The organism is Acinetobacter sp. 24-47-67 (assembly GCF_056779735.1).
Genome location: NZ_JBWYIK010000003.1, coordinates 78,418 through 96,685 on the forward strand (window position 1 = coordinate 78,418; position 18,268 = coordinate 96,685).

Sequence of the window (18,268 nt, forward strand, 5' to 3'; positions counted from 1 at the left end):
TTATTGTTTTCTATATCAACGGATTGACCTTAACACCTTATCATTCAAATTGCTTTAGTAATAAAGTAATCCGTCTCGTCTCTTTTCGTTATTGTGATTGAACCTTCGTTAAAATTTCTCCTGCAAGATGCAAGGTTTCCTCTCGTTTTGCAAAACAGACCCGAATGAGCTTCAGATCTTGAGGTGGCTGTTGATAAAACACTGATATAGGAATAGCTACCAGTTTGTGTTGTTCTGCAAGATATTGGCACATTTCTATATCTGTGAGCTCAGGTCTTAGTGTACTGAAATCTAAGTTTTGAAAATAAGTTCCTGGTGACGGCAGATATTGAAATTTTGAATGTTGAATTCCATGGATGAATAAGTCACGTTTAGCTTGATAAAAATTGGGGAGATCTAAAATATGTTCAGGATGTTGTTCGATGAATTGATTAAGCGCGACTTGAATCGGATGGACACCACAGAAATTGGCAAATTGATAAATTTGACGAAATACTTTCATCAGTGCCTGAGGTGCAACGCAATATCCAGTTTTCCAACCAGTAACATGAAACGTTTTTCCGAATGAACCAATCACAAAACTACGATCTCGAAGTTCAGGAAAACTAAGCGCAGAATAATGTTGTTGACCATCAAACACTAAATGTTCATAGACCTCGTCAGAAAGTACACAAATGTTTTTATCCTGAATCAACTCGATCAGTTGTTGCCAATCTTGCTTGGACCAAATTGCACCTGAGGGATTATGTGGTGTATTTACAATGATTAATCGCGTTCGTTCATTTATTCGATCTTTCACCACATTCCAGTCAACATGGAAGTCTGGATGTACCAAGTTGATATGGATCGCTTGCGCCCCAGCGAGTTTCACTGCAGGTGCATAACTGTCATAAGCAGGATCGAAAATAATTACTTCATCTCCAGCATTTACAACAGCTTGAATCGCACACAAAATTGCAGTCGTTGCACCAGGTGTAATGGTAATTTCGCTGATCGGGTCTAAATCGACTTGGTCTCGTTGGCAGAATTGGGCTGCAATTTTTTGTCTTAAACTCAGCAGACCGTCACCAGGTGGATATTGGTTATAGCCTTGTTGTGTGGCTTGAGCTAAAGCTGCAATTAATTCAGGAGGAGGTGGAAAATCAGGAAAACCTTGAGAAAGATTTAACGCGTTCAACTTTTGGGCGAGTGCTGACATCACGCTAAAAATAGTGACACCTAAGTCTGGTAATTTAGATTCAATTTTAATCATGCTGGATAGTAATATTTAGCCCGTTTCTTCGTAGTTTAGCAGTTGAAATGCCTGCACTAAATACAAATATCTGCGACATATTCGTTTTAATTCTCATAAGATTCTAATGATCTTCAATTAAGTTTAAAACCTTAGATGATCTATGTGATCTCATGTTAAAAATGATTGATCTGACTTTGCTTCATTTCATTTTTTAACCAATTTAAAAAAATAATCTTCCGAGGATCTTCAATAAATCTAGTATGGGACAGTAGATAATAGGCAGAACCATCCTGAAGAATTGGTGTTATTTTTTTTACAGACTTGAGCTCTAATTCTTTTTCAATCATGTAGATAGAAATGATCGTCTTTCCTAAGCCAGCCAAGCAGCCTTCTAAACATAAGTAAAAATGCTCTAATTCTATTTTGGAATGTTTCTTCAAAATATCTTTGAGTTCATCCAATTGGTGTAATTTTTTTGAAAAATAAGGGCGTGATTTAGAAATTAACAATTCTTTGGTTTTAGGGTGGTGAGATGCTTGGACTGCCACAATATATTCATCGCCAATTTTCTCACTAAACAGATGCGACCCCCATTCAAAATCATTTCTTCGTATAGCGATATCGATATTATCTTTTTCAAAGTCGACTACACCACCACCTGTGAGCAAAACTATTTCAAAATCATGTCCAAGTTTTTTAAATTCAACAAGTCGTGGAATTAACCACTTCATCGAAATGGTTGGTTCACATGACAGTACCAATTGTTTGTTTTCAGTTTTATTTTGAGTTAGTCCAATTAAACAATCATCCAATCGATTGAAAATATTCTGAGCGCAATGAAAAAGAGTTTCTCCTTCTTTGGTGAGTATCAAGGTTTTATTTCGTCGTTCAAATAATGTGATATTTAATATTTCTTCGAGATTGTAAATTTGCTTACTGACGGCACTTTGCGTAACAAATAATTTCTTTGCTGCAATCGTGACACTGCTGTATTTAGCGACAAAATAAAAAAACTTCAGTGAATTCAAAGATATTTTTTCTATCATTCTAAAAACTCATGTATTTTTAGTCGATTTTATTGATTTTATTTTTTTAACTTTTGTTCAAAATGAAGATTACCAAAAGCAAAATAAAGCTAATACAATGGAAAATATATTAAAATTCAGTCCATTTAACAAGCAGCATCTCGATGAATACACATATTCAAAAGAGATAATCAACAAGGGTTATACGTTTATTGATTTAAATACATTCCAAGAAATACAGAAAAATAATAATTTCCACGATGTTAATGAGCAAGATGTCAGTGATTTTATAGACAGTTGGAACGCTCTAGATTTAGATCAATTTATGTCGGATAAAGGTAAATATCGAACAAGAAAACATGCAACTTTTACTATTAATGATAAGCATAAAATTTTACTGAAAAATTCTTATATTCCTCATTTTCAGACGATTGAATACAACACTTTGAATGGTGGAATTGCGAGATATTTTTCAGAGATTGATAAAAATACAATTGAAAATCCAATTTTTAGAAATTTACTACAATTCGCATATCTCACCTTTTCAGAAATTGAAACTGAAAATTGGTTTATCGAAGCGCATCAATTTCGCATTGAAGCAAAATTTAACGATAGTGGTAAGCCAACCCCTGAGGGGATACATCGCGATGGGGTGGATTTCGTTTTAATGGCCATGATCAACCGTCAAAATGTTCAAGGTGGAATGACCCGAATTTATGACTTGAATAAGAATTTGAAAGCAGAACTTATGCTTGAAAATTTTTTAGATATCGCACTTGTGGATGATCATCAGGTCTATCACAGCGTAACGGAAATCAAAGTCAATGATTTTACGTTGGGTGATATTGGATTAAGAGATGTATTAGTGATCACGTTTAAAAAGGCATAATGAATGGGTGAGTTTATAGCAGTTATTCTCATCACCATACTCGCTGTTGTGAGTCCTGGTGCTGATTTCGCTATCGTGACAAAAAACAGTTACTTATATGGTAGAAGGATAGGTGTTCTCACTTCACTGGGAATTTCTTTAGGTGTGTTGATTCATGTGACTTATACGCTCATTGCTGTCGCATTTGTCATGGCGTATACACCTCAAATTCTAAATATTGTGAAGTATATTGGAGCCATCTATCTCATCTATATCGGTTATAAAACTTTTGTACAAAGTCCGGTTGTCGAGACGTCATCAACTGCTGCAATTAATCCTTTTCAAGCAGTGAAATATGGCTTTTTCACCAATGCACTTAATCCTAAAACGACTTTATTTGTGATTAGTACATACACTCAGATCATCAGTGTGAGTACGCCGAAAGCGATTCTGGTCGGTTATGGGCTATTTATGTCTTTTGCTCATTTTTTATGGTTTGGATTGGTGGCTTTGCTTTTTTCATCGATTGTTTTAAGACAGAAAATGTTAGCTAAGCAAGTACAGATTAACAGAGTGATTGGAACTGTATTATGTCTGCTAGGGATAGCACTTCTGTTTGCTAAATTTCAATAATAGGGTAGCAATATGAAAAAGATGGCTTTTATCGATATGGAAGGTGTTCTTGTCCCTGAAATATGGAAACACTTTTCAAATGTATACAATATCCCAGAGTTGGCGATTACAACTCGAGAAGTCGCAGACTATAAGTCTCTGATGGAATTTAGAATTAATTTACTGAAAGAAAATAAAATTCCTTTAAAACAATTAATCGATGACATTAAAGAACTGGATGTCATTCCAGATGCTAAGGAGTTTTTAGAATATTTGCAAAAGGCTGAAAATTTTGAAGTTAACATTATTTCAGATTGCTTTTATGAGTTTTTACTTCCCTTTTTTGAAAAATTAAATCTTCCTGTTAAAAATACATATTGTCATCACTTAGAAATTGGACCAGATGGATTTATAGAAAATGTTCTGTATACACGAGATAAAGGGAAACATGAAATTATTGTAAAGTTCCAAAAAGAAAACGTTTCAATGACCAATAGTATTGCGATCGGTGATGCATTCAATGATTTTTCGATGTTGCATTTAGTTGATTATGGTTTTTTATTTCAACCCTCAGAAGACGTGAGAAAGAACTCCCCAGCTTATTTTTGTAAAGTAGACTCTTATCAAGATATTATTTCACATTTAAATCGTAAAAAAATTATGTAACCTTATAATATTATTATGGTTTATATAAGATGAAGCAGATAGGAATGACTCTAGTGATAGCTTAGTTCTTTAAATGGATTAAGAATAATAAATACAGCCCATTCATGCAGAAATGGGCTTTTTGATGACGTCAATTCACAATGAATTCAATTTTAGTCAGCGACCAAATTTAAATTTCATTTCTAAGTTAAATCAAAAATTCAACTGCTGCTCGGATGATCCCTAACACTAAACCGATAAATGCACCAACGACAACACCGTTGACGCGAATCATATGTAAGTCACCACCGACTTCATTTTCAATTTTATCGATCATTTCTCGTGAGTCCCATTCGTGAATGCGTTCACTGATAAATAAAATGACTTTTTCGCTGTATTGATCACTGAGATTGACTGCCATTGAACTCATTTTTTCATTTAATAATTGGCGTAATGCAGGATTGGAAATGATGTTTTGACCGACTTGTTGAATCGCAACACGTAAATTTTCAGCTATACCTGAATCTGCTTTCTCCAAATCTTCACGAATGGCATTGCACAGAATGACGACGGCACCAGTAATAAAATTTAAAACTTGAGGACTATCTAACAATGCATTTTTAGTTTCATTTAATTTAAGACTCGCCTGACTTTCAGGATTTGCCAGTTCAGTCATTAAATGCTGTGCAATACTCTCAATTTTTTGACGCCATGGATGCTCTGGATCTGCCAACATTGACTCGACACGCTCTATTAAAGAGTCAATCGTTCTTTGTTGAACATCGATACCGATCCAACTTGCGCCTTTGGCTAAACGCCACACTCCGAGTTCTTTAAATAGGGTGCGGGTTAGCTCCCGAGTTTGTTCAGGATGTGAAGTCACCCAACCGTGCGCAACATCGAGACCACGTTGTAAAACATCTTGGTGGAAGTCATTTTCTAATACGGCACGAATCATTTCACTGGCCAGGGTATTGATTTGAGTGTTCTTTACCCATTGCACACTGTTAGTTTGAATAAACCTACCGACTTGTTCTTGTCCAACAAACTCAAAAACTTTAGGCACTGTCTGTTGAATCACTTGAGTCACTTGACGATTGTTATCTGGATTGGCTAGCCATTGTCCTACTGCCAAACTCACATCTGTTTGACTCAAGCTTTTTGCCACAATCTGTGGCGATAGGAAGTTTTCTTGAACAAAACGTCCCATGGATTCTGCAATACGCGCTTTGTTACGTGGAATAATTTCGGTGTGATCTTTTAAAAACTTAGGAATAGGGATACGGCCGAATGGGTTCCGAAACAAAACCGTAATGGCATACCAATCTGCTAAACCACCAACCACACCTGCTTCAGCAGACAACATTAAAATATGAATAAGCCAAACATATTCTGGAAAAATTTTGGCAGCCACCATGAGCGATATCCAAGCCAATACAGCGACAACCAGTGCGATCATGGCAAATCGTTTGCTTCGATCCAGACTAGGGGTAGTCATTGTTGGTGATGCACTCATGCATAATTCCTATGTAAGCTGTTGTATTAATATTATTTTATTGTGATAGAGAAGGCTGTGTTTGTACAGGCAGTACGTCGCCTGTAGCACTTAAACCATATTTAGACCCTAAGGCCTGTAAAATTAAACGTGCATCAAAAGCATCTTGAGGTGCTGTTTTTTGATCTTTAAAACAGGTGATGGTATAGGCTACTTGAACTGGCTCTAAACTGACCACCTGTGGCACATCATAAAAAGGATCAAAGAACATAGGATGTCTACGATATCCATAACCATACGGGTAAGGATTGGAATAAACCACAGCTTGACGAGGTGGTTGTTGTGTGCGATTGCTTGGATCATCTTGGACTTTAAAAAAATGATAGCCCTGTTTGACCGTTGTTTGTGCAGCTTTAAGTAAGGTTATTTCTTCAGCTGTACCATAGCTCATGTTGGATGAGCCTTGAAAACTAATACGATACGTTGATTGGTTCAAGGGAATAGTTGCGAATTGCCCAAGCTGATCAAATGTAGGCGGTTTACTTGGCGTCGTGACACAACCAGACAGCAGGATCATGCCAGATAATCCCAAAATCATGCATAAGTTCTTCATTTCGCTCTCCTGAAGTCTGTTGTATCAATATCAATTTAGAAGCTACTGTTTGGCTGTTTTAAAAATTCTATTTCCTCAGGTGTAGAGAGACGATTTAAAATTTCATTACGATGAGGATAGCGACCGAAACGTTCAATGATGACTTGATGCTTCTTCTCAAAGTCTAAATTTACAGGGTTGCCTAATGCCTCAAACAAACGAAGTGCTTGAGTGTGAATGATTTTTGATTCGCTATGCATGAAAGGCATATATAAGAAGCTACGTTGTTCAGGTTCCAGTTCGAGATCTAAGCCAAGACGAACCGCTTCTTGAGCTAGCCCAAGTGCTAATGGATCTTGGGCAAAAGATTCAGGTTTGCCACGATAAACATTACGAGAAAATTGATCCAAGACAATGATTTCTGCTAAGCGTCCTAAAGCAGTTTCCCGCCATGTCCATAGTTCGCCTGCGGCAGCTTGTTGGATGGTGTGACCAAATTGCGCTTGAATAAGTTGATCGAAAGCATCGCTTTTCGCAAACCAATGCGGTTGAGTTTCAGCACTGAACCAAAAATCTATAACGTTGTGATAATTCATATTCTTTACAGTTTGTTAGCATTTATTCTGCAATAAAATCACAAATTTCAGATGTCTTAAAGACTAAGATTGTGTTAAAAATTTGCCAAAATAAAAGGTTTATCCAACTGAAATGTATATGCAAACTGCATTTGCGAATATAAATCACGGTATACTTGATATAAATCAATAATTTTTTATCTCAGTCGTTCTTCTAGATAAGCGAGTAAGTAATGAGTCAACCCGAAGCGCTCTCTGAAACAATTTTACCAAATTGGGTGGATTCGACGGTGTTTAAAGGTATGTTACGAGGCATTGAGCGCGAAAGCCTAAGGATGCAAAGTGATGGCTTTATCTCCCAGAAAGATCATCCTAAGGGTTTAGGCTCTGCGTTAACTCATCCTCATATTACGACAGATTATTCTGAAGCCTTACTTGAGTTTATTACGCCTCCTCAATCTTCAATTCCTGAAGCATTAAGCTACTTAGAAGATATTCATGCTTTCACTCATCGACATCTAGAAGATGGTGAAAAGCTATGGCCAATGTCGATGCCATGTATGTTGGATGATGAAGAAGAAAGTATTCGTCTTGCGCAATATGGCTCGTCCAATATTGGTAAATTCAAAACCTTATACCGTCGTGGTTTAGGTGTACGTTATGGTCGTCGTATGCAGACGATTTCAGGTGTACATTACAATGTTTCATTCCCTGATGCGTTGTTTGAGCAGTTGCAAGCAAACGAGCAAGATGAAGCTTTAAAACAGCTCAGTTTGCAGGATTATCGCAGCCATCGATATTTCGCTTTAATTCGAAATTTCATTCGTTTAACCCCATTGGTTATGTTTTTGATAGGTGCAAGCCCATCGGTCTGTCGTTGTTTTATGACGGGTCGTGAACATCATTTATTGCCTTTAATTAAGGGAACATTGTATTTGCCATATGCCACTGCATTGCGTATGGGGCGCTTTGGATATCAAAACTCGGCGCAGAAAGAGTTAGGTATTCATTACAATGATTTGAAAGGATATTTAGCAGGTTTACAAAAGGCGGTGAAAACGTCTTATGCTGCTTTCAGTCGTTTGGGATTAGATGACGAAGCGGGTGAGCCGATCCAAATTAATGATCACGTACTGCAAATTGAAAACGAGTACTACAGTCTTGTACGTCCTAAACAAGTACCACAGTCTGGTGAAACACCATCTGATGCATTAGCAAACCGTGGTGTAGGGTATGTAGAATTGCGCGCAGTAGATGTGAATCCATACAGCCCAATTGGTATCAATGAAGATACTGCAGGCTTCCTTGAGGTATTAGCGCTTTATTGTTTATTAAAAGACAGTCCTGAACTGCTAGATGATGAACTTGAAGTGATTGAACAAAACCAGCAAGAAGTTGTGAATCGTGGGCGTGCACCAAATGCTGCCATTGTTGAAAATGGTCAATCAATTGAAATTGAGACATGGGCAAATCAATATCTCAAACAGATGCAGCCTTTAGCAGAAACGTTAGATCAAGCTCACTCGACCTCGTTGTATTCTGATGCAATGCAAATTATGCAATCACGAGTAGATGAAGTGGATGAAACCTTCTCTGCGAAAATAGTAGATGATACAGTAAAACATAGTGGTACTTGGAGCTTAGGTAGTGTGCTCGCGCATCAACATGCTGATCATTATCAAAATTATGTGTTATCTCAGGATAAAGTCACCTATTTTGAACAACTCACAGTGCAATCACTTGAACAGCAACAACAGTTGGAAGCAGAGTGCAGTCTAAGCTTTAAAGAATATTTAAAAGCATATCGATAAAAATATTGAGGAAAGTATATGCAGTGGCAAAATTATCGCATGGTGAGTGGTCTGTTGTTTGTAGCCAGCGTGATTGGAATGGCCTTCGCGTTGTATCTCGAACATGTCCAAGGACTTGAGCCTTGTCCATTGTGTGTATTTCAACGGTTAGGTCTGATCGGACTGGGACTGATTTCTTTTATTGCGGTTCTACACAATCCCGTCCGTAATGGTTTAAAACGAGCATATGCTTTCCTAGGGACATTATCGATTTTATGGTCAGCGGGTGTTGCTGCACGTCATGTCTGGCTGCAGAGTTTACCTCCAGATAAAGTGCCAAGTTGTGGGCCTGGTTTAGATTATTTGGTAGATGCTTTGCCGCTTAAAACAGTGCTTCAACAAGTGCTGTCAGGATCAGGCGAATGTGCGGTAGTAGACTGGACTTTCCTAGGTCAGTCTTTACCTGTATGGTCTTTGGTATTTTTTAGTATTTTGCTGATCATCTCGATTTGGCAGTTATTCAGAAAGTATCCTGCTTAAAATAAAAAAGCCAACTAATAGTTGGCTTTTTTATTGAAGATGGTCAGGTTTCTACGATTCCTTCCATGCTTTCTAATTTGATTAAATATTTACGGATTTGCTCTTCAGCTAATTCATCGTGATGTGGATAGAACCATTTAACGATTTGCTCAGCAACACTGGAATGGTATTGAATCTCCATATGATTGAGCCCGTAGAACACCGCTTTATGTGATTCTGGCAATTTCAGTTGGAATCGCGGATTTGGATGCTCACCCAAAGCACTTTGCACACTCACTAAGTAATCGCCAATGACTTTGAGTGTACGATTTTTACGATTTTCAAACTCAATTGTTCCAGCTACTAAGAATGTATTGATATGTGAAGGCAGCGGTGCAGGTTTACGATTATCATCCATCATGCCAATACGAGCATGATTGTGTTCCCAGTCATCATCACGGACACTACCATGGCGTAAATCCAAAATACCATCACTGCGAATATTCACAATGTGGCTGGCTAACTTGATGACGGGAAAGTGTCCAATTTTTTCTTGAACGGCAAAGCCAATACGTTCTAGAACCGCACCATGATGTGGAGAACCTAAGCAGACCAAATTCTCTGCCATGTGAAACCATTGATGGAGATTTTGTTTACCATAAAACAAAGCACTTCTAGAAACCAAACCACCCATACTGTGACCGATTAAATCAAGGCTGGTGATACGTGGATTGCGCTTTACCAAGTCTTCAAGCATATTGGCCAACGAACGACCATTCGCTGAAATTCTGCGACCAGTGTTGTAATGCAAATAAAGCATGGTGTTGTTGTCGCGTTGTGCAAGCAGTTTTTCACCAATACCGCCATAGTTACGATTGGTCCAATCAAGATGATTCATGCACAGACCATGGCAAAAGATCACGACACGACCTGACAGGTCACCCTGTTGTAACTCTCCATAGTGATCATACAGATTACTTGTAATCGCCAACGGATTTTGATTTTTGAGTAAATAGTCGCCAATCACGCCATTAAGAGCACTGACCAAAAAAATCATTTTTGGCGTGAGGGGTTTATCATGGAGTTTCGGAAATTGATCAATGATTTTGCGCAGGGCTGGTGCGACCAAATAATTTCCGTAATTTAGAAGCGTGTCATATGAAAATTGATATAACTTTCGAACGTAGGTTTTCTTTTGAAATTCTTTTGATGTTTTTTTACTTAAACCAAATACGGTTAAGAGCACTTCACGTTGAAGTGATTGAATGAGATTTTGAACAGCAAGGTTAATTGGAGTGCTGACCAGTTGTGCCAAACCTTCAAGCACATCGGCCTGACTTGGAGGAGATCGATCCCATTTACAATAGGTTTCATGTAGTGGCGTTAAACTCGGCATCTAGTCTTATCCTGATAGTGCATGATCATCTAAAGACACTTTATTTTTAGCAATGATCACTGTATAAAATTCCTTGTATTTATCTTATGTTGTTCATCCCGAACAATTTTTAAGATAACTTTGATTTCAGATCGGCTCTAATTTTTTTGTCTGACAATATTTGTTATCGTACAAAAGAGAAACAAATATGTGATCTGATTCACAATAAAAATTAGAACAATTTTGAGGAAAATGCAATTAATCAGTTCATGAATATTATCTATCTACATGGATTTCAAAGTAGTCCTTTTTCGATTAAAGGGCAACTGATTCGTCAGTATTTTGAAAGACATGAACATGTACAAGTGCATTTGCCCGATTTAAATATGCCGCCTGATCAGGTCATGACTTCGATTTCGACACTCATCGAGTCTATGTCAAATGTCGTTTTGATTGGGAGCAGTTTAGGTGGATTTTATGCGACGCAGCTTGCCGCGAAACATGGAGTCGCAGCTGTACTGATTAATCCCGCTATGCAACCATGGAAATTATTTAGAAACTTGTTTTCAACGGCGCAGTTTCCTTATCCAGTCACTGCGAATTGGTCGTTAGATGAAGCTCAGCTTGATCAATTGGAGCATATGGCAGTTCCGTTTGTGCAAGATGCAGACAAAATCTTGGTCTTGTTACAACAAGGTGATGAAGTTTTGGATTATCGTGAAGCGGAACGTTATTATAATTGCAATGGTCATCAAGCGTTTCTCATTACAGAAACATATGGCAATCACGCGATGGATGATTTCGCGGATAAAATACCCTTGGTATATCAGTTTTTAGCTGACAGCTTAAAATAAGGAAACAATTCAACGTGTCTCAATATACGGCCCAATCCCTTGAAGTCTTATCTGGTTTAGATCCTGTACGCCGTCGTCCAGGCATGTATACCGATACCACACGTCCAAACCATTTGGCGCAAGAGGTCGTTGATAATGCGGTCGATGAAGCATTGGCAGGACACGCGAATAAAATTACAGTGACTGTGTATAAAGATGGTTCATTGTCAGTAGAAGATAACGGGCGTGGTATGCCAGTTGATATTCATCCTGAATATGGTCAAAGCGGCATTGAAATTATTCTGACTAAACTGCATGCAGGGGGAAAATTCAGCACAGATAATTATCAATTCTCTGGTGGTTTGCACGGGGTTGGTATTTCTGTTGTAAATGCGCTTTCCACACGTGTGGAAGTCCAAGTTCAGCGCCAAGGTAATTTATACAAAATGGCTTTTGAGCAAGGTGAAGCAACGGCACCACTTGAAGTTTTGGAAGGTAAAGCACCTAAACGTGCATCGGGTACCTCAGTTCACTTTTGGCCTGAAGCGAAATATTTTGATTCTCCTAAATTTGCATTAAAGGCGCTTAAACATAATTTAAAAGCGAAGGCGGTATTAGCTGCTGGCTTACAAATCAATTATGTTGATGAAATTAACGACGAAAAGATCACTTGGCAGTTTGAAAATGGTCTCGTCGATTATTTGATGGATGAGTTGGAAGATCGTGAAATCATCCCTATGCCTGCATTTGTCGCTACAGGTGACGCGGAACGTGCCAGTGCGGAGTTTGCGATTTGTTGGAATGTTGAAGGCGGAGAGAGCATTCAAGAATCTTATGTGAACTTGATTCCAACGGCGCAAGGTGGCACACATGTGAATGGTCTTCGTTCAGGTGTGACGGATGCGATCCGTGAGTTCTGTGAGTTACGTAATCTCTTACCACGTAATATGAAACTTTCAGCGGAAGATGTGTGGGATGGCGTGAACTATATTCTGTCTTTGAAATTTCAAGAGCCACAATTTTCAGGTCAAACCAAAGAGCGTCTTTCAAGTCGTGAAGCCTCTGGGATTGTGCAGAACATCGCAAAAGATGCTTTTGCCTTATGGTTGAATCAAAATTCAGAAATTGCAATGCAATTGGCTGAAATGGCGATTTCAAAAGCGGGACGTCGTTTAAAAGCTGCAAAGAAAGTTGAGCGCAAAAAAATCGTTTCAGGTCCAACTTTACCAGGCAAATTATCTGATTGTGTGGGACATAGTTTGGAAGAGTCAGAACTATTTATTGTGGAAGGTGATTCTGCTGGAGGATCTGCCAAACAGGCGCGTGATAAGAATTTCCAAGCGATTATGCCGATCCGCGGAAAAATTTTAAACACTTGGGAAGTCTCTTCAGATGAAGTACTTGCTTCTCAAGAGGTTCATAATATTGCAATCGCAATAGGAGTCGATCCGGGTTCTGATGATTTGTCTGAACTTCGCTATGGCAAGATCTGTATTCTTGCCGATGCAGACTCAGATGGATTACATATTGCGACTTTGCTATGTGCATTATTTGTGAAGCACTTCCCAAGCCTAGTTGAAGCAGGGCACTTATTTGTTGCGATGCCACCTTTATTCCGTATTGATGACGGTAAAGATGTGCATTACGCGCTTGACGAAGAAGAATTAGAAGGCATATTGAAAAAAGCCAAAACTAAATCCCCACAAATCACACGATTTAAAGGTTTGGGTGAGATGAATGCAAGTCAGCTCCGTGAAACAACATTGGATCCCAATACTCGTCGTTTGGTGCAACTAGATTTGGATGATGTGCATTTTACTTCAGGTTTATTAGATAAATTATTAGCCAAGAAACGCGCAAGTGATCGTAAAGAATGGTTGGAACAAAAAGGCAACTTAGCTGAATTAGTCGTTTAATTTTCTGCAGACACGAGCATTAAAGCCCGCAGATGCGGGCTTTTTTATACTTCACAGAGTGAACAATTCACACCACGACAGTTGTGTAGCACTGAACTGCGTGTACTATTTTTATTGGTACCTGGACCGCCCACTAAAGGTCCTGCAAGTTGTTCTGCACCTGATCCTGGGCGCCATTTGGTCTTCATGTTGATTTGTTGTCTGCCAGTAATCATCGGTTTCGCTAAGGTGGGTTGTTGGCAGTATTTGCATTCGATGGTGTCAGTTGCAATCCTAGAAATAGGCACACGTTGTTCAAAAATTCCTTCGCAGTGCTCACAGCGGAAATCGTATAATGGCATGGTCGTGCTCCTACTTATTTTTAAGCATGTGCATGTTTAAAAGTTAAAAAGGAGGTAGCTCGCATGCTTACTCAAGCTACCCCGTAAAATGGTGAAACCTGTAACAACAATAATGCGCTAATTAGCGTTTATGCCCCCAAAATTTATCGTCATTTAAAGCACCTTGCGGCAAGATATTTTGTTCAAAAATGGAGGTTGGGAGTGAGACGGTACATGCACAGTTTGGAATATCTACAATACCTCCGATACGACCTTCAACCGGTGCAGCGGTAAGTAACATGTAGGCTTGTGACCCAGTAAAGCCAAAATTTTCAAGATACTTAATGGCTTTTAGACATGCTTGGCGGTAAGCCACTGTCGCATCGAGATAGTGATTTACACCATCTTCAACACTGATCCCTTCGAAAGTCAGCCATTGATCATAATTTGGACGTACATTGCTTGGAACAAAGATAGGTGAATCAATATTGTATTTTTCCATCCCACCTTTGATTAAATCGAAACCGACACGTGTAACGCCATCCATTTCAATCGCACCACAGAAACCAATTTCACCGTCACCTTGTGAGAAGTGGAGGTCGCCCATTGAGAAGCCAGCACCTTTTTGATAAACAGGGAAGTAAATACGGCTTCCTGCAGCAAGGTCTTTAATGTCTGTGTTACCTCCATGTTCACGTGGAGGAACTGTGCGTGCGGCTTCAGCCGCCATACGATCAAATTCGGGACCTTTTACACCACGCAGAACGGCTGTACGTGGATCAGGAGGGTTTGCTTGACCTTTAGGAACGAGCAATGCTTCACGGCGATTCCATTCTTTCAGTAAATCATGTGATGGTAGGGTTCCCATCAAGCCAGGATGTTTTAAACCTGCAATACGTACACCAGGGATATGACGTGAAGTTGCAAATAAACCTTTCAAATCCCAAATAGCTTTATCTGCTTCTGGGAAATAGTCCGCCAAGAAGCCACCACCATTTTCCTTGGCAAAAACACCCGAAAAACCCACATCAGAAATCGGTTGAATGTCTAGTAGATCAATGACCAACAAATCACCTGGTTCCGCACCTTCAACATAGAATGGACCTGTTAAAGGATGAGCACGTGTTAAATCCACATTTTTAACATCAGAAATATCGTCAGTATCTTTAATTTGTGCGTCAAGGAAATCCAAACTTTCAATCAGAATTTCTTCACCAGGTTTTACTGATGTTAGAAAAGGTAGGTCTGGGTGCCAACGGTTGTGACCAATTTCGGCTTGTTCCGCAAGTGGAACTCCTGGTTTGATTTTAATATGTTGCATAATGTATCCCCTGTATTGAGGTCAAATAAAGTTTAGGTCTCAGTGTTGTTGTGATGCTTCGTGTATCAGTAACGGATCAAGTTGTTTCACTGCAGGCTCAATCATCTGAATTTGAAGCTTCGTATTGTCGTAATCGATGATGAATTCACTAATGTGCTTGTTGTTTAGAAAAGCTTTCGCGAGTTCAGGTTCAACTAACACTTTAAAACGACGGCTTAAACCCCGAGCACCAAATCGAACATCATGTCCTGAACTCAGGAATCGAATGGCAGCATCGGTCAAAGCAATGGTTCGACTTTGCTTTTTTAGACGTTGGTTCATTTTGTCAATTTCGAGTTGGACTAAGGTTGCAGCAAAATCAGATTCAACTGGCTGATAATGTAAGATTCGCTCAATGCGATTTAGAAACTCAGGATCAAACTTTTTATCGAGTGCTTTTGTCGTGATTTCACTGTCATCTAATTTCAAATGCTTGGCTAAATTCTGGAGTGGTTTTGGTAATTGACTGAGTTGTTTCAGACGCTTTTGAGCATCTTTAGCACCCACATTACTGGTCATAAAAATCATGCAGTTTTTAAAGTCTAAAACCTTTGTACCCGCAGTTAATTTTAAAGTTCCTGTTTCAAGCACATTGAGTAGCCCTCGAATGACTTCAGTACTGGCTTTTTCAATTTCATCAAAGAGAACAATGCCAGGTTTGGAGAAACTCCCTTGAATCAGGGCTTCATCGAATAAAGTATTTCCTTCTTTAGAGCCGACATAGCCTGGTGGGGCACCTGTCAGGGCGGCTGCATAATGCTCTTGTGCCAATGTATTCATATCAATTCGACAGAATGCATCAGCTTTACCGTGTATCGCTTCAGCAATGAGGCGGACTGTTTCAGTTTTTCCTACACCGGTAGGACCTAACATCAGTGTGACACTTAAAGGACGATGAGCTGCGTTAAAATCTGCTTTCACTGTGGTGAGCATATTTTCAATTTCATCAAGTGCGGCTTCTTGTCCAATAATATGTTCACGTAGATGGGTCATCACGGCATCTGGTTCAAAACTGAATCGGGAAGTACGTGCAATACATTCCTTGCTTTGCATGTCATAGCGTTGTTTTGCCAAACTTTCCTGATTGGCATGTATACGGTCACTGGCAAATGTCATGTTCGAAACCTCCTGAAATCAAGTCGGACGAAGCTTCTTTAAGAAGCTTCTTTCTCTAACCCTTCGTGAGGTAAGTTGCCAATTGGGCACTCTGCAACGCCAATGGTTGAACGCGTAAACTGCTCAACATTTTCCTGTGCTTTTTGTGCGTCTAAGACCCATGTTTTGTAGAAGTCGAATGGACAATCGGCAACCCCTTTATCACCATCACCATTGTTGTATACGCCTGTGTAACCACGGTGTAGCAGCTTGAACAAGTGGTTTTGTGATTGATCGTATTTACGTGCATCACGTATTTCTGTGAGTGATAACTGTGCGTATTGGATACCATTTTCTTCCGTACCACATTCACCTAATGTACGTCCGTCAAAGCCGACCACTGCCGAATGTCCGAAGTAGGTATACACCCCATCAAATCCAGTACAATTGGCAACAGCGACATAAACGTTATTTGCCCAAGCCATACATTTGGCCATATTGATTTGCTGTTCATCAGCCGGGTACATATAACCTTGGCATCGCACCACAAGTTCAGCACCTTTCATCGCACAGTCGCGCCAAATTTCAGGGTAATTGCCGTCGTCACAGATAATGAGTGACATCTTGATGCCCTTAGGGCCTTCTGTCACATAAGTCGTATCTCCAGGGCACCAGCCTTCAATTGGGCACCATGGAATAATCTTGCGATATTTTTGAACGATTTCACCTTTGTTATTGATGAGCACTAAGGTGTTATATGGCACTTTATGCGGGTGTTCTTCGTGCTGTTCCCCAGTAATTGAGAATACGCCCCAAACATTTGCTTCAATACAAGCTTGAGAGAAAATTGCCGTTTCATCACCTGGGATTGTGGCTGCAGTTGCCATCATTTCATCATGATCATACATAATGCCCATGGTGCTGTATTCAGGGAAAACAATGAGATCCATACCTGGAATACCTTGCTTAATCCCTTTCAACATTTCAGCAATTTTTTTTGCATTCTCAAGTACTTCTGCTTTAGTGTGCAGGCGTGGAATTTTATAGTTCACCACTGCTACACCCACTGTATTAGGACTACTTGAGATATCACCGTGACGCATTCAACTTACTCCCCATATCTTTAAAATTAAAATCTATATAAGGAGTTTCGCGTGAAATTGATCGATGCAAAATACGGTGAATTGCGTATATGAAGCGATATTTCAAATAAGTTTTTAGATCGAAATAACAATACCACTCCAACAAATGGTCAAAAAATCCCCCGAAAAATCGAGGGAAATGCCAAATTAAGAGTTGATGAGATGACGTGCTTTAAACTGAAAGATATTTACTAATGGTTGCTTCATCGACATTCGCTCTGACATCTTCATAAGCAAAACGTCCTTTATCGATGACCAAGAAGCGATCTGCCATCGCCATAGTAAAGCTCAGTACTTGCTCGGAGACCACGATAGTGAGGTCTCGTTGATCGCGAATTTCTTTTAGCGTTTTCGCAATATCTTTAATAATCGAGGGCTGGATTCCCTCGGTAGGTTCATCGAGCAGCAATACTTTGGGATTGGTGGCGAGTGCACGTGCAATTGCCAATTGTTGCTGTTGTCCACCAGATAAATTTCCCCCTTTGCGTTTACGCATATCCCAAAGTACAGGGAAAAGCTCATACAGATCGTCAGGTACTTTGCCATGGGCAGACGCAGGGAGACCTGTTTGAATATTCTCTAGAACAGACATGGTTGAGAAAATCATACGACCTTGAGGAACATAAGCAACACCATTTTCCACACGTTGATACGGGTCAAGCTTTTCTAAGTTTTTACCATCGAGCTTGATTTCGCCTTGAGTATTTTTAATATCACCGATAAGGGTTTTAAACAGTGTGGTTTTTCCCATCCCATTTCGCCCCATAATCGCCACAATTTCTTTGGGTTGAATTTTAAGTTCTAGATCATGAATGACTTGGCTTTGTTTATAACCTGAACACAAAGAACTAATTTCTAATAATCCGCTCATA

18 protein-coding genes are annotated in these 18,268 nt (G+C 39.3%); 7 read left to right on the forward strand and 11 right to left on the reverse strand.

Going from position 1 to position 18,268, the window contains the following annotated elements; all coding sequences use genetic code 11:
* Positions 1-88: 88 nt before the first annotated feature.
* Together AC1M9K_RS05940 and AC1M9K_RS05945 are read right to left on the reverse strand one after the other, a co-directional pair.
* A complete protein-coding gene (locus AC1M9K_RS05940) occupies positions 89-1,252 on the reverse strand; it encodes a methionine aminotransferase (protein WP_481588769.1) in 1,164 nt (387 codons plus the stop codon).
* 155 nt (positions 1,253-1,407) lie between these two features.
* Positions 1,408-2,280: a LysR family transcriptional regulator gene (locus tag AC1M9K_RS05945; protein WP_481588770.1), complete on the reverse strand. Its 873-nt coding sequence runs from the start codon at positions 2,278-2,280 to the stop codon at positions 1,408-1,410.
* A gap of 97 nt (positions 2,281-2,377) precedes the next feature.
* On the opposite strand from AC1M9K_RS05945, the gene AC1M9K_RS05950 reads away from it, so the two are divergent.
* The 3 genes from AC1M9K_RS05950 to thrH are packed head-to-tail and all read left to right on the forward strand — an operon-like array spanning position 2,378 to position 4,405.
* Positions 2,378-3,148 carry a 2OG-Fe dioxygenase family protein gene (locus tag AC1M9K_RS05950; protein WP_481588771.1) on the forward strand — a complete coding sequence of 257 codons (771 nt, stop codon included), beginning with the start codon at positions 2,378-2,380 and terminating at the stop codon, positions 3,146-3,148.
* 3 nt (positions 3,149-3,151) lie between these two features.
* Positions 3,152-3,760 (forward strand): LysE family translocator, encoded by a 609-nt coding sequence (locus AC1M9K_RS05955; protein WP_035264787.1) that lies wholly within the window; start codon positions 3,152-3,154, stop codon positions 3,758-3,760.
* 12 nt (positions 3,761-3,772) lie between these two features.
* Positions 3,773-4,405, forward strand: coding sequence for a bifunctional phosphoserine phosphatase/homoserine phosphotransferase ThrH (thrH, locus tag AC1M9K_RS05960; protein ID WP_481588772.1), 633 nt, complete (start codon positions 3,773-3,775; stop codon positions 4,403-4,405).
* Positions 4,406-4,592: 187 nt separating this feature from the next.
* Here the strand turns inward: thrH and AC1M9K_RS05965 are convergent, their stop codons facing one another.
* Genes AC1M9K_RS05965 through AC1M9K_RS05975 form a run of 3 tightly spaced genes read right to left on the reverse strand, consistent with a single transcriptional unit; the run spans position 4,593 to position 7,067 of the window.
* A complete protein-coding gene (locus AC1M9K_RS05965; RefSeq protein ID WP_092766548.1) occupies positions 4,593-5,900 on the reverse strand; it encodes a DUF445 domain-containing protein in 1,308 nt (435 codons plus the stop codon).
* A 37-nt stretch (positions 5,901-5,937) separates the two neighbouring features.
* Positions 5,938-6,492: a CC0125/CC1285 family lipoprotein gene (locus AC1M9K_RS05970; protein ID WP_481588773.1), complete on the reverse strand. Its 555-nt coding sequence runs from the start codon at positions 6,490-6,492 to the stop codon at positions 5,938-5,940.
* 35 nt (positions 6,493-6,527) lie between these two features.
* Positions 6,528-7,067, reverse strand: coding sequence for a DUF924 family protein (locus AC1M9K_RS05975; RefSeq protein ID WP_481586903.1), 540 nt, complete (start codon positions 7,065-7,067; stop codon positions 6,528-6,530).
* Between the two features lie 212 nt (positions 7,068-7,279).
* Between AC1M9K_RS05975 and gshA the strand changes: the two genes are divergently transcribed.
* Both gshA and AC1M9K_RS05985 read left to right on the forward strand, forming a co-directional pair.
* Positions 7,280-8,857, forward strand: a complete 1,578-nt coding sequence (gene gshA, locus AC1M9K_RS05980) for a glutamate--cysteine ligase (RefSeq protein WP_481588774.1) — start codon at positions 7,280-7,282, stop codon at positions 8,855-8,857.
* 18 nt (positions 8,858-8,875) lie between these two features.
* Complete coding sequence (locus tag AC1M9K_RS05985) at positions 8,876-9,376, forward strand: disulfide bond formation protein B (RefSeq protein ID WP_180028388.1); 501 nt, start codon at positions 8,876-8,878, stop codon at positions 9,374-9,376.
* Between the two features lie 43 nt (positions 9,377-9,419).
* On the opposite strand, the gene AC1M9K_RS05990 is transcribed toward AC1M9K_RS05985, so the two are convergent.
* Positions 9,420-10,751, reverse strand: coding sequence for a PGAP1-like alpha/beta domain-containing protein (locus AC1M9K_RS05990; RefSeq protein WP_180028389.1), 1,332 nt, complete (start codon positions 10,749-10,751; stop codon positions 9,420-9,422).
* A gap of 248 nt (positions 10,752-10,999) precedes the next feature.
* Between AC1M9K_RS05990 and AC1M9K_RS05995 the strand changes: the two genes are divergently transcribed.
* Both AC1M9K_RS05995 and parE read left to right on the forward strand, forming a co-directional pair.
* Positions 11,000-11,584, forward strand: coding sequence for a YqiA/YcfP family alpha/beta fold hydrolase (locus tag AC1M9K_RS05995; RefSeq protein ID WP_481588775.1), 585 nt, complete (start codon positions 11,000-11,002; stop codon positions 11,582-11,584).
* A gap of 14 nt (positions 11,585-11,598) precedes the next feature.
* On the forward strand, positions 11,599-13,479 hold the full coding sequence (parE, locus tag AC1M9K_RS06000) for a DNA topoisomerase IV subunit B (RefSeq protein WP_481588776.1): 1,881 nt from the start codon (positions 11,599-11,601) through the stop codon (positions 13,477-13,479).
* 44 nt (positions 13,480-13,523) lie between these two features.
* Here parE and AC1M9K_RS06005 read toward each other — a convergent pair whose 3' ends face one another.
* The 5 genes from AC1M9K_RS06005 to urtE form a co-directional block, all read right to left on the reverse strand.
* A complete protein-coding gene (locus tag AC1M9K_RS06005; RefSeq protein ID WP_481588777.1) occupies positions 13,524-13,820 on the reverse strand; it encodes an FmdB family zinc ribbon protein in 297 nt (98 codons plus the stop codon).
* A gap of 121 nt (positions 13,821-13,941) precedes the next feature.
* Positions 13,942-15,120: a formamidase gene (gene fmdA / locus AC1M9K_RS06010; protein WP_092766540.1), complete on the reverse strand. Its 1,179-nt coding sequence runs from the start codon at positions 15,118-15,120 to the stop codon at positions 13,942-13,944.
* A 39-nt stretch (positions 15,121-15,159) separates the two neighbouring features.
* Positions 15,160-16,275, reverse strand: coding sequence for an AAA family ATPase (locus AC1M9K_RS06015; protein ID WP_481588778.1), 1,116 nt, complete (start codon positions 16,273-16,275; stop codon positions 15,160-15,162).
* Positions 16,276-16,313: 38 nt separating this feature from the next.
* Positions 16,314-17,357, reverse strand: coding sequence for an aliphatic amidase (locus AC1M9K_RS06020; protein WP_035264753.1), 1,044 nt, complete (start codon positions 17,355-17,357; stop codon positions 16,314-16,316).
* 211 nt (positions 17,358-17,568) lie between these two features.
* Positions 17,569-18,267 carry an urea ABC transporter ATP-binding subunit UrtE gene (gene urtE, locus AC1M9K_RS06025; protein WP_035264750.1) on the reverse strand — a complete coding sequence of 233 codons (699 nt, stop codon included), beginning with the start codon at positions 18,265-18,267 and terminating at the stop codon, positions 17,569-17,571.
* Position 18,268: the final 1 nt, after the last annotated feature.

Bases quoted from the DNA above. Each gene is read 5' to 3' on its own strand.
- AC1M9K_RS05940 (WP_481588769.1), bottom strand. From the start codon at position 1,252: ATGATTAAAATTGAATCTAAATTACCAGACTTAGGTGTCACTATTTTT.
- AC1M9K_RS05995 (WP_481588775.1), top strand. From the start codon at position 11,000: ATGAATATTATCTATCTACATGGATTTCAAAGTAGTCCTTTTTCGATT.
- AC1M9K_RS05970 (WP_481588773.1), bottom strand. From the start codon at position 6,492: ATGAAGAACTTATGCATGATTTTGGGATTATCTGGCATGATCCTGCTG.
- gshA (WP_481588774.1), top strand. From the start codon at position 7,280: ATGAGTCAACCCGAAGCGCTCTCTGAAACAATTTTACCAAATTGGGTG.
- AC1M9K_RS06020 (WP_035264753.1), bottom strand. From the start codon at position 17,357: ATGCGTCACGGTGATATCTCAAGTAGTCCTAATACAGTGGGTGTAGCA.
- AC1M9K_RS05975 (WP_481586903.1), bottom strand. From the start codon at position 7,067: ATGAATTATCACAACGTTATAGATTTTTGGTTCAGTGCTGAAACTCAA.
- thrH (WP_481588772.1), top strand. From the start codon at position 3,773: ATGAAAAAGATGGCTTTTATCGATATGGAAGGTGTTCTTGTCCCTGAA.
- AC1M9K_RS06015 (WP_481588778.1), bottom strand. From the start codon at position 16,275: ATGACATTTGCCAGTGACCGTATACATGCCAATCAGGAAAGTTTGGCA.
- AC1M9K_RS05950 (WP_481588771.1), top strand. From the start codon at position 2,378: ATGGAAAATATATTAAAATTCAGTCCATTTAACAAGCAGCATCTCGAT.
- AC1M9K_RS06005 (WP_481588777.1), bottom strand. From the start codon at position 13,820: ATGCCATTATACGATTTCCGCTGTGAGCACTGCGAAGGAATTTTTGAA.
- AC1M9K_RS05985 (WP_180028388.1), top strand. From the start codon at position 8,876: ATGCAGTGGCAAAATTATCGCATGGTGAGTGGTCTGTTGTTTGTAGCC.
- AC1M9K_RS05965 (WP_092766548.1), bottom strand. From the start codon at position 5,900: ATGAGTGCATCACCAACAATGACTACCCCTAGTCTGGATCGAAGCAAA.
- AC1M9K_RS05955 (WP_035264787.1), top strand. From the start codon at position 3,152: ATGGGTGAGTTTATAGCAGTTATTCTCATCACCATACTCGCTGTTGTG.
- urtE (WP_035264750.1), bottom strand. From the start codon at position 18,267: ATGAGCGGATTATTAGAAATTAGTTCTTTGTGTTCAGGTTATAAACAA.
- fmdA (WP_092766540.1), bottom strand. From the start codon at position 15,120: ATGCAACATATTAAAATCAAACCAGGAGTTCCACTTGCGGAACAAGCC.
- AC1M9K_RS05990 (WP_180028389.1), bottom strand. From the start codon at position 10,751: ATGCCGAGTTTAACGCCACTACATGAAACCTATTGTAAATGGGATCGA.
- AC1M9K_RS05945 (WP_481588770.1), bottom strand. From the start codon at position 2,280: ATGATAGAAAAAATATCTTTGAATTCACTGAAGTTTTTTTATTTTGTC.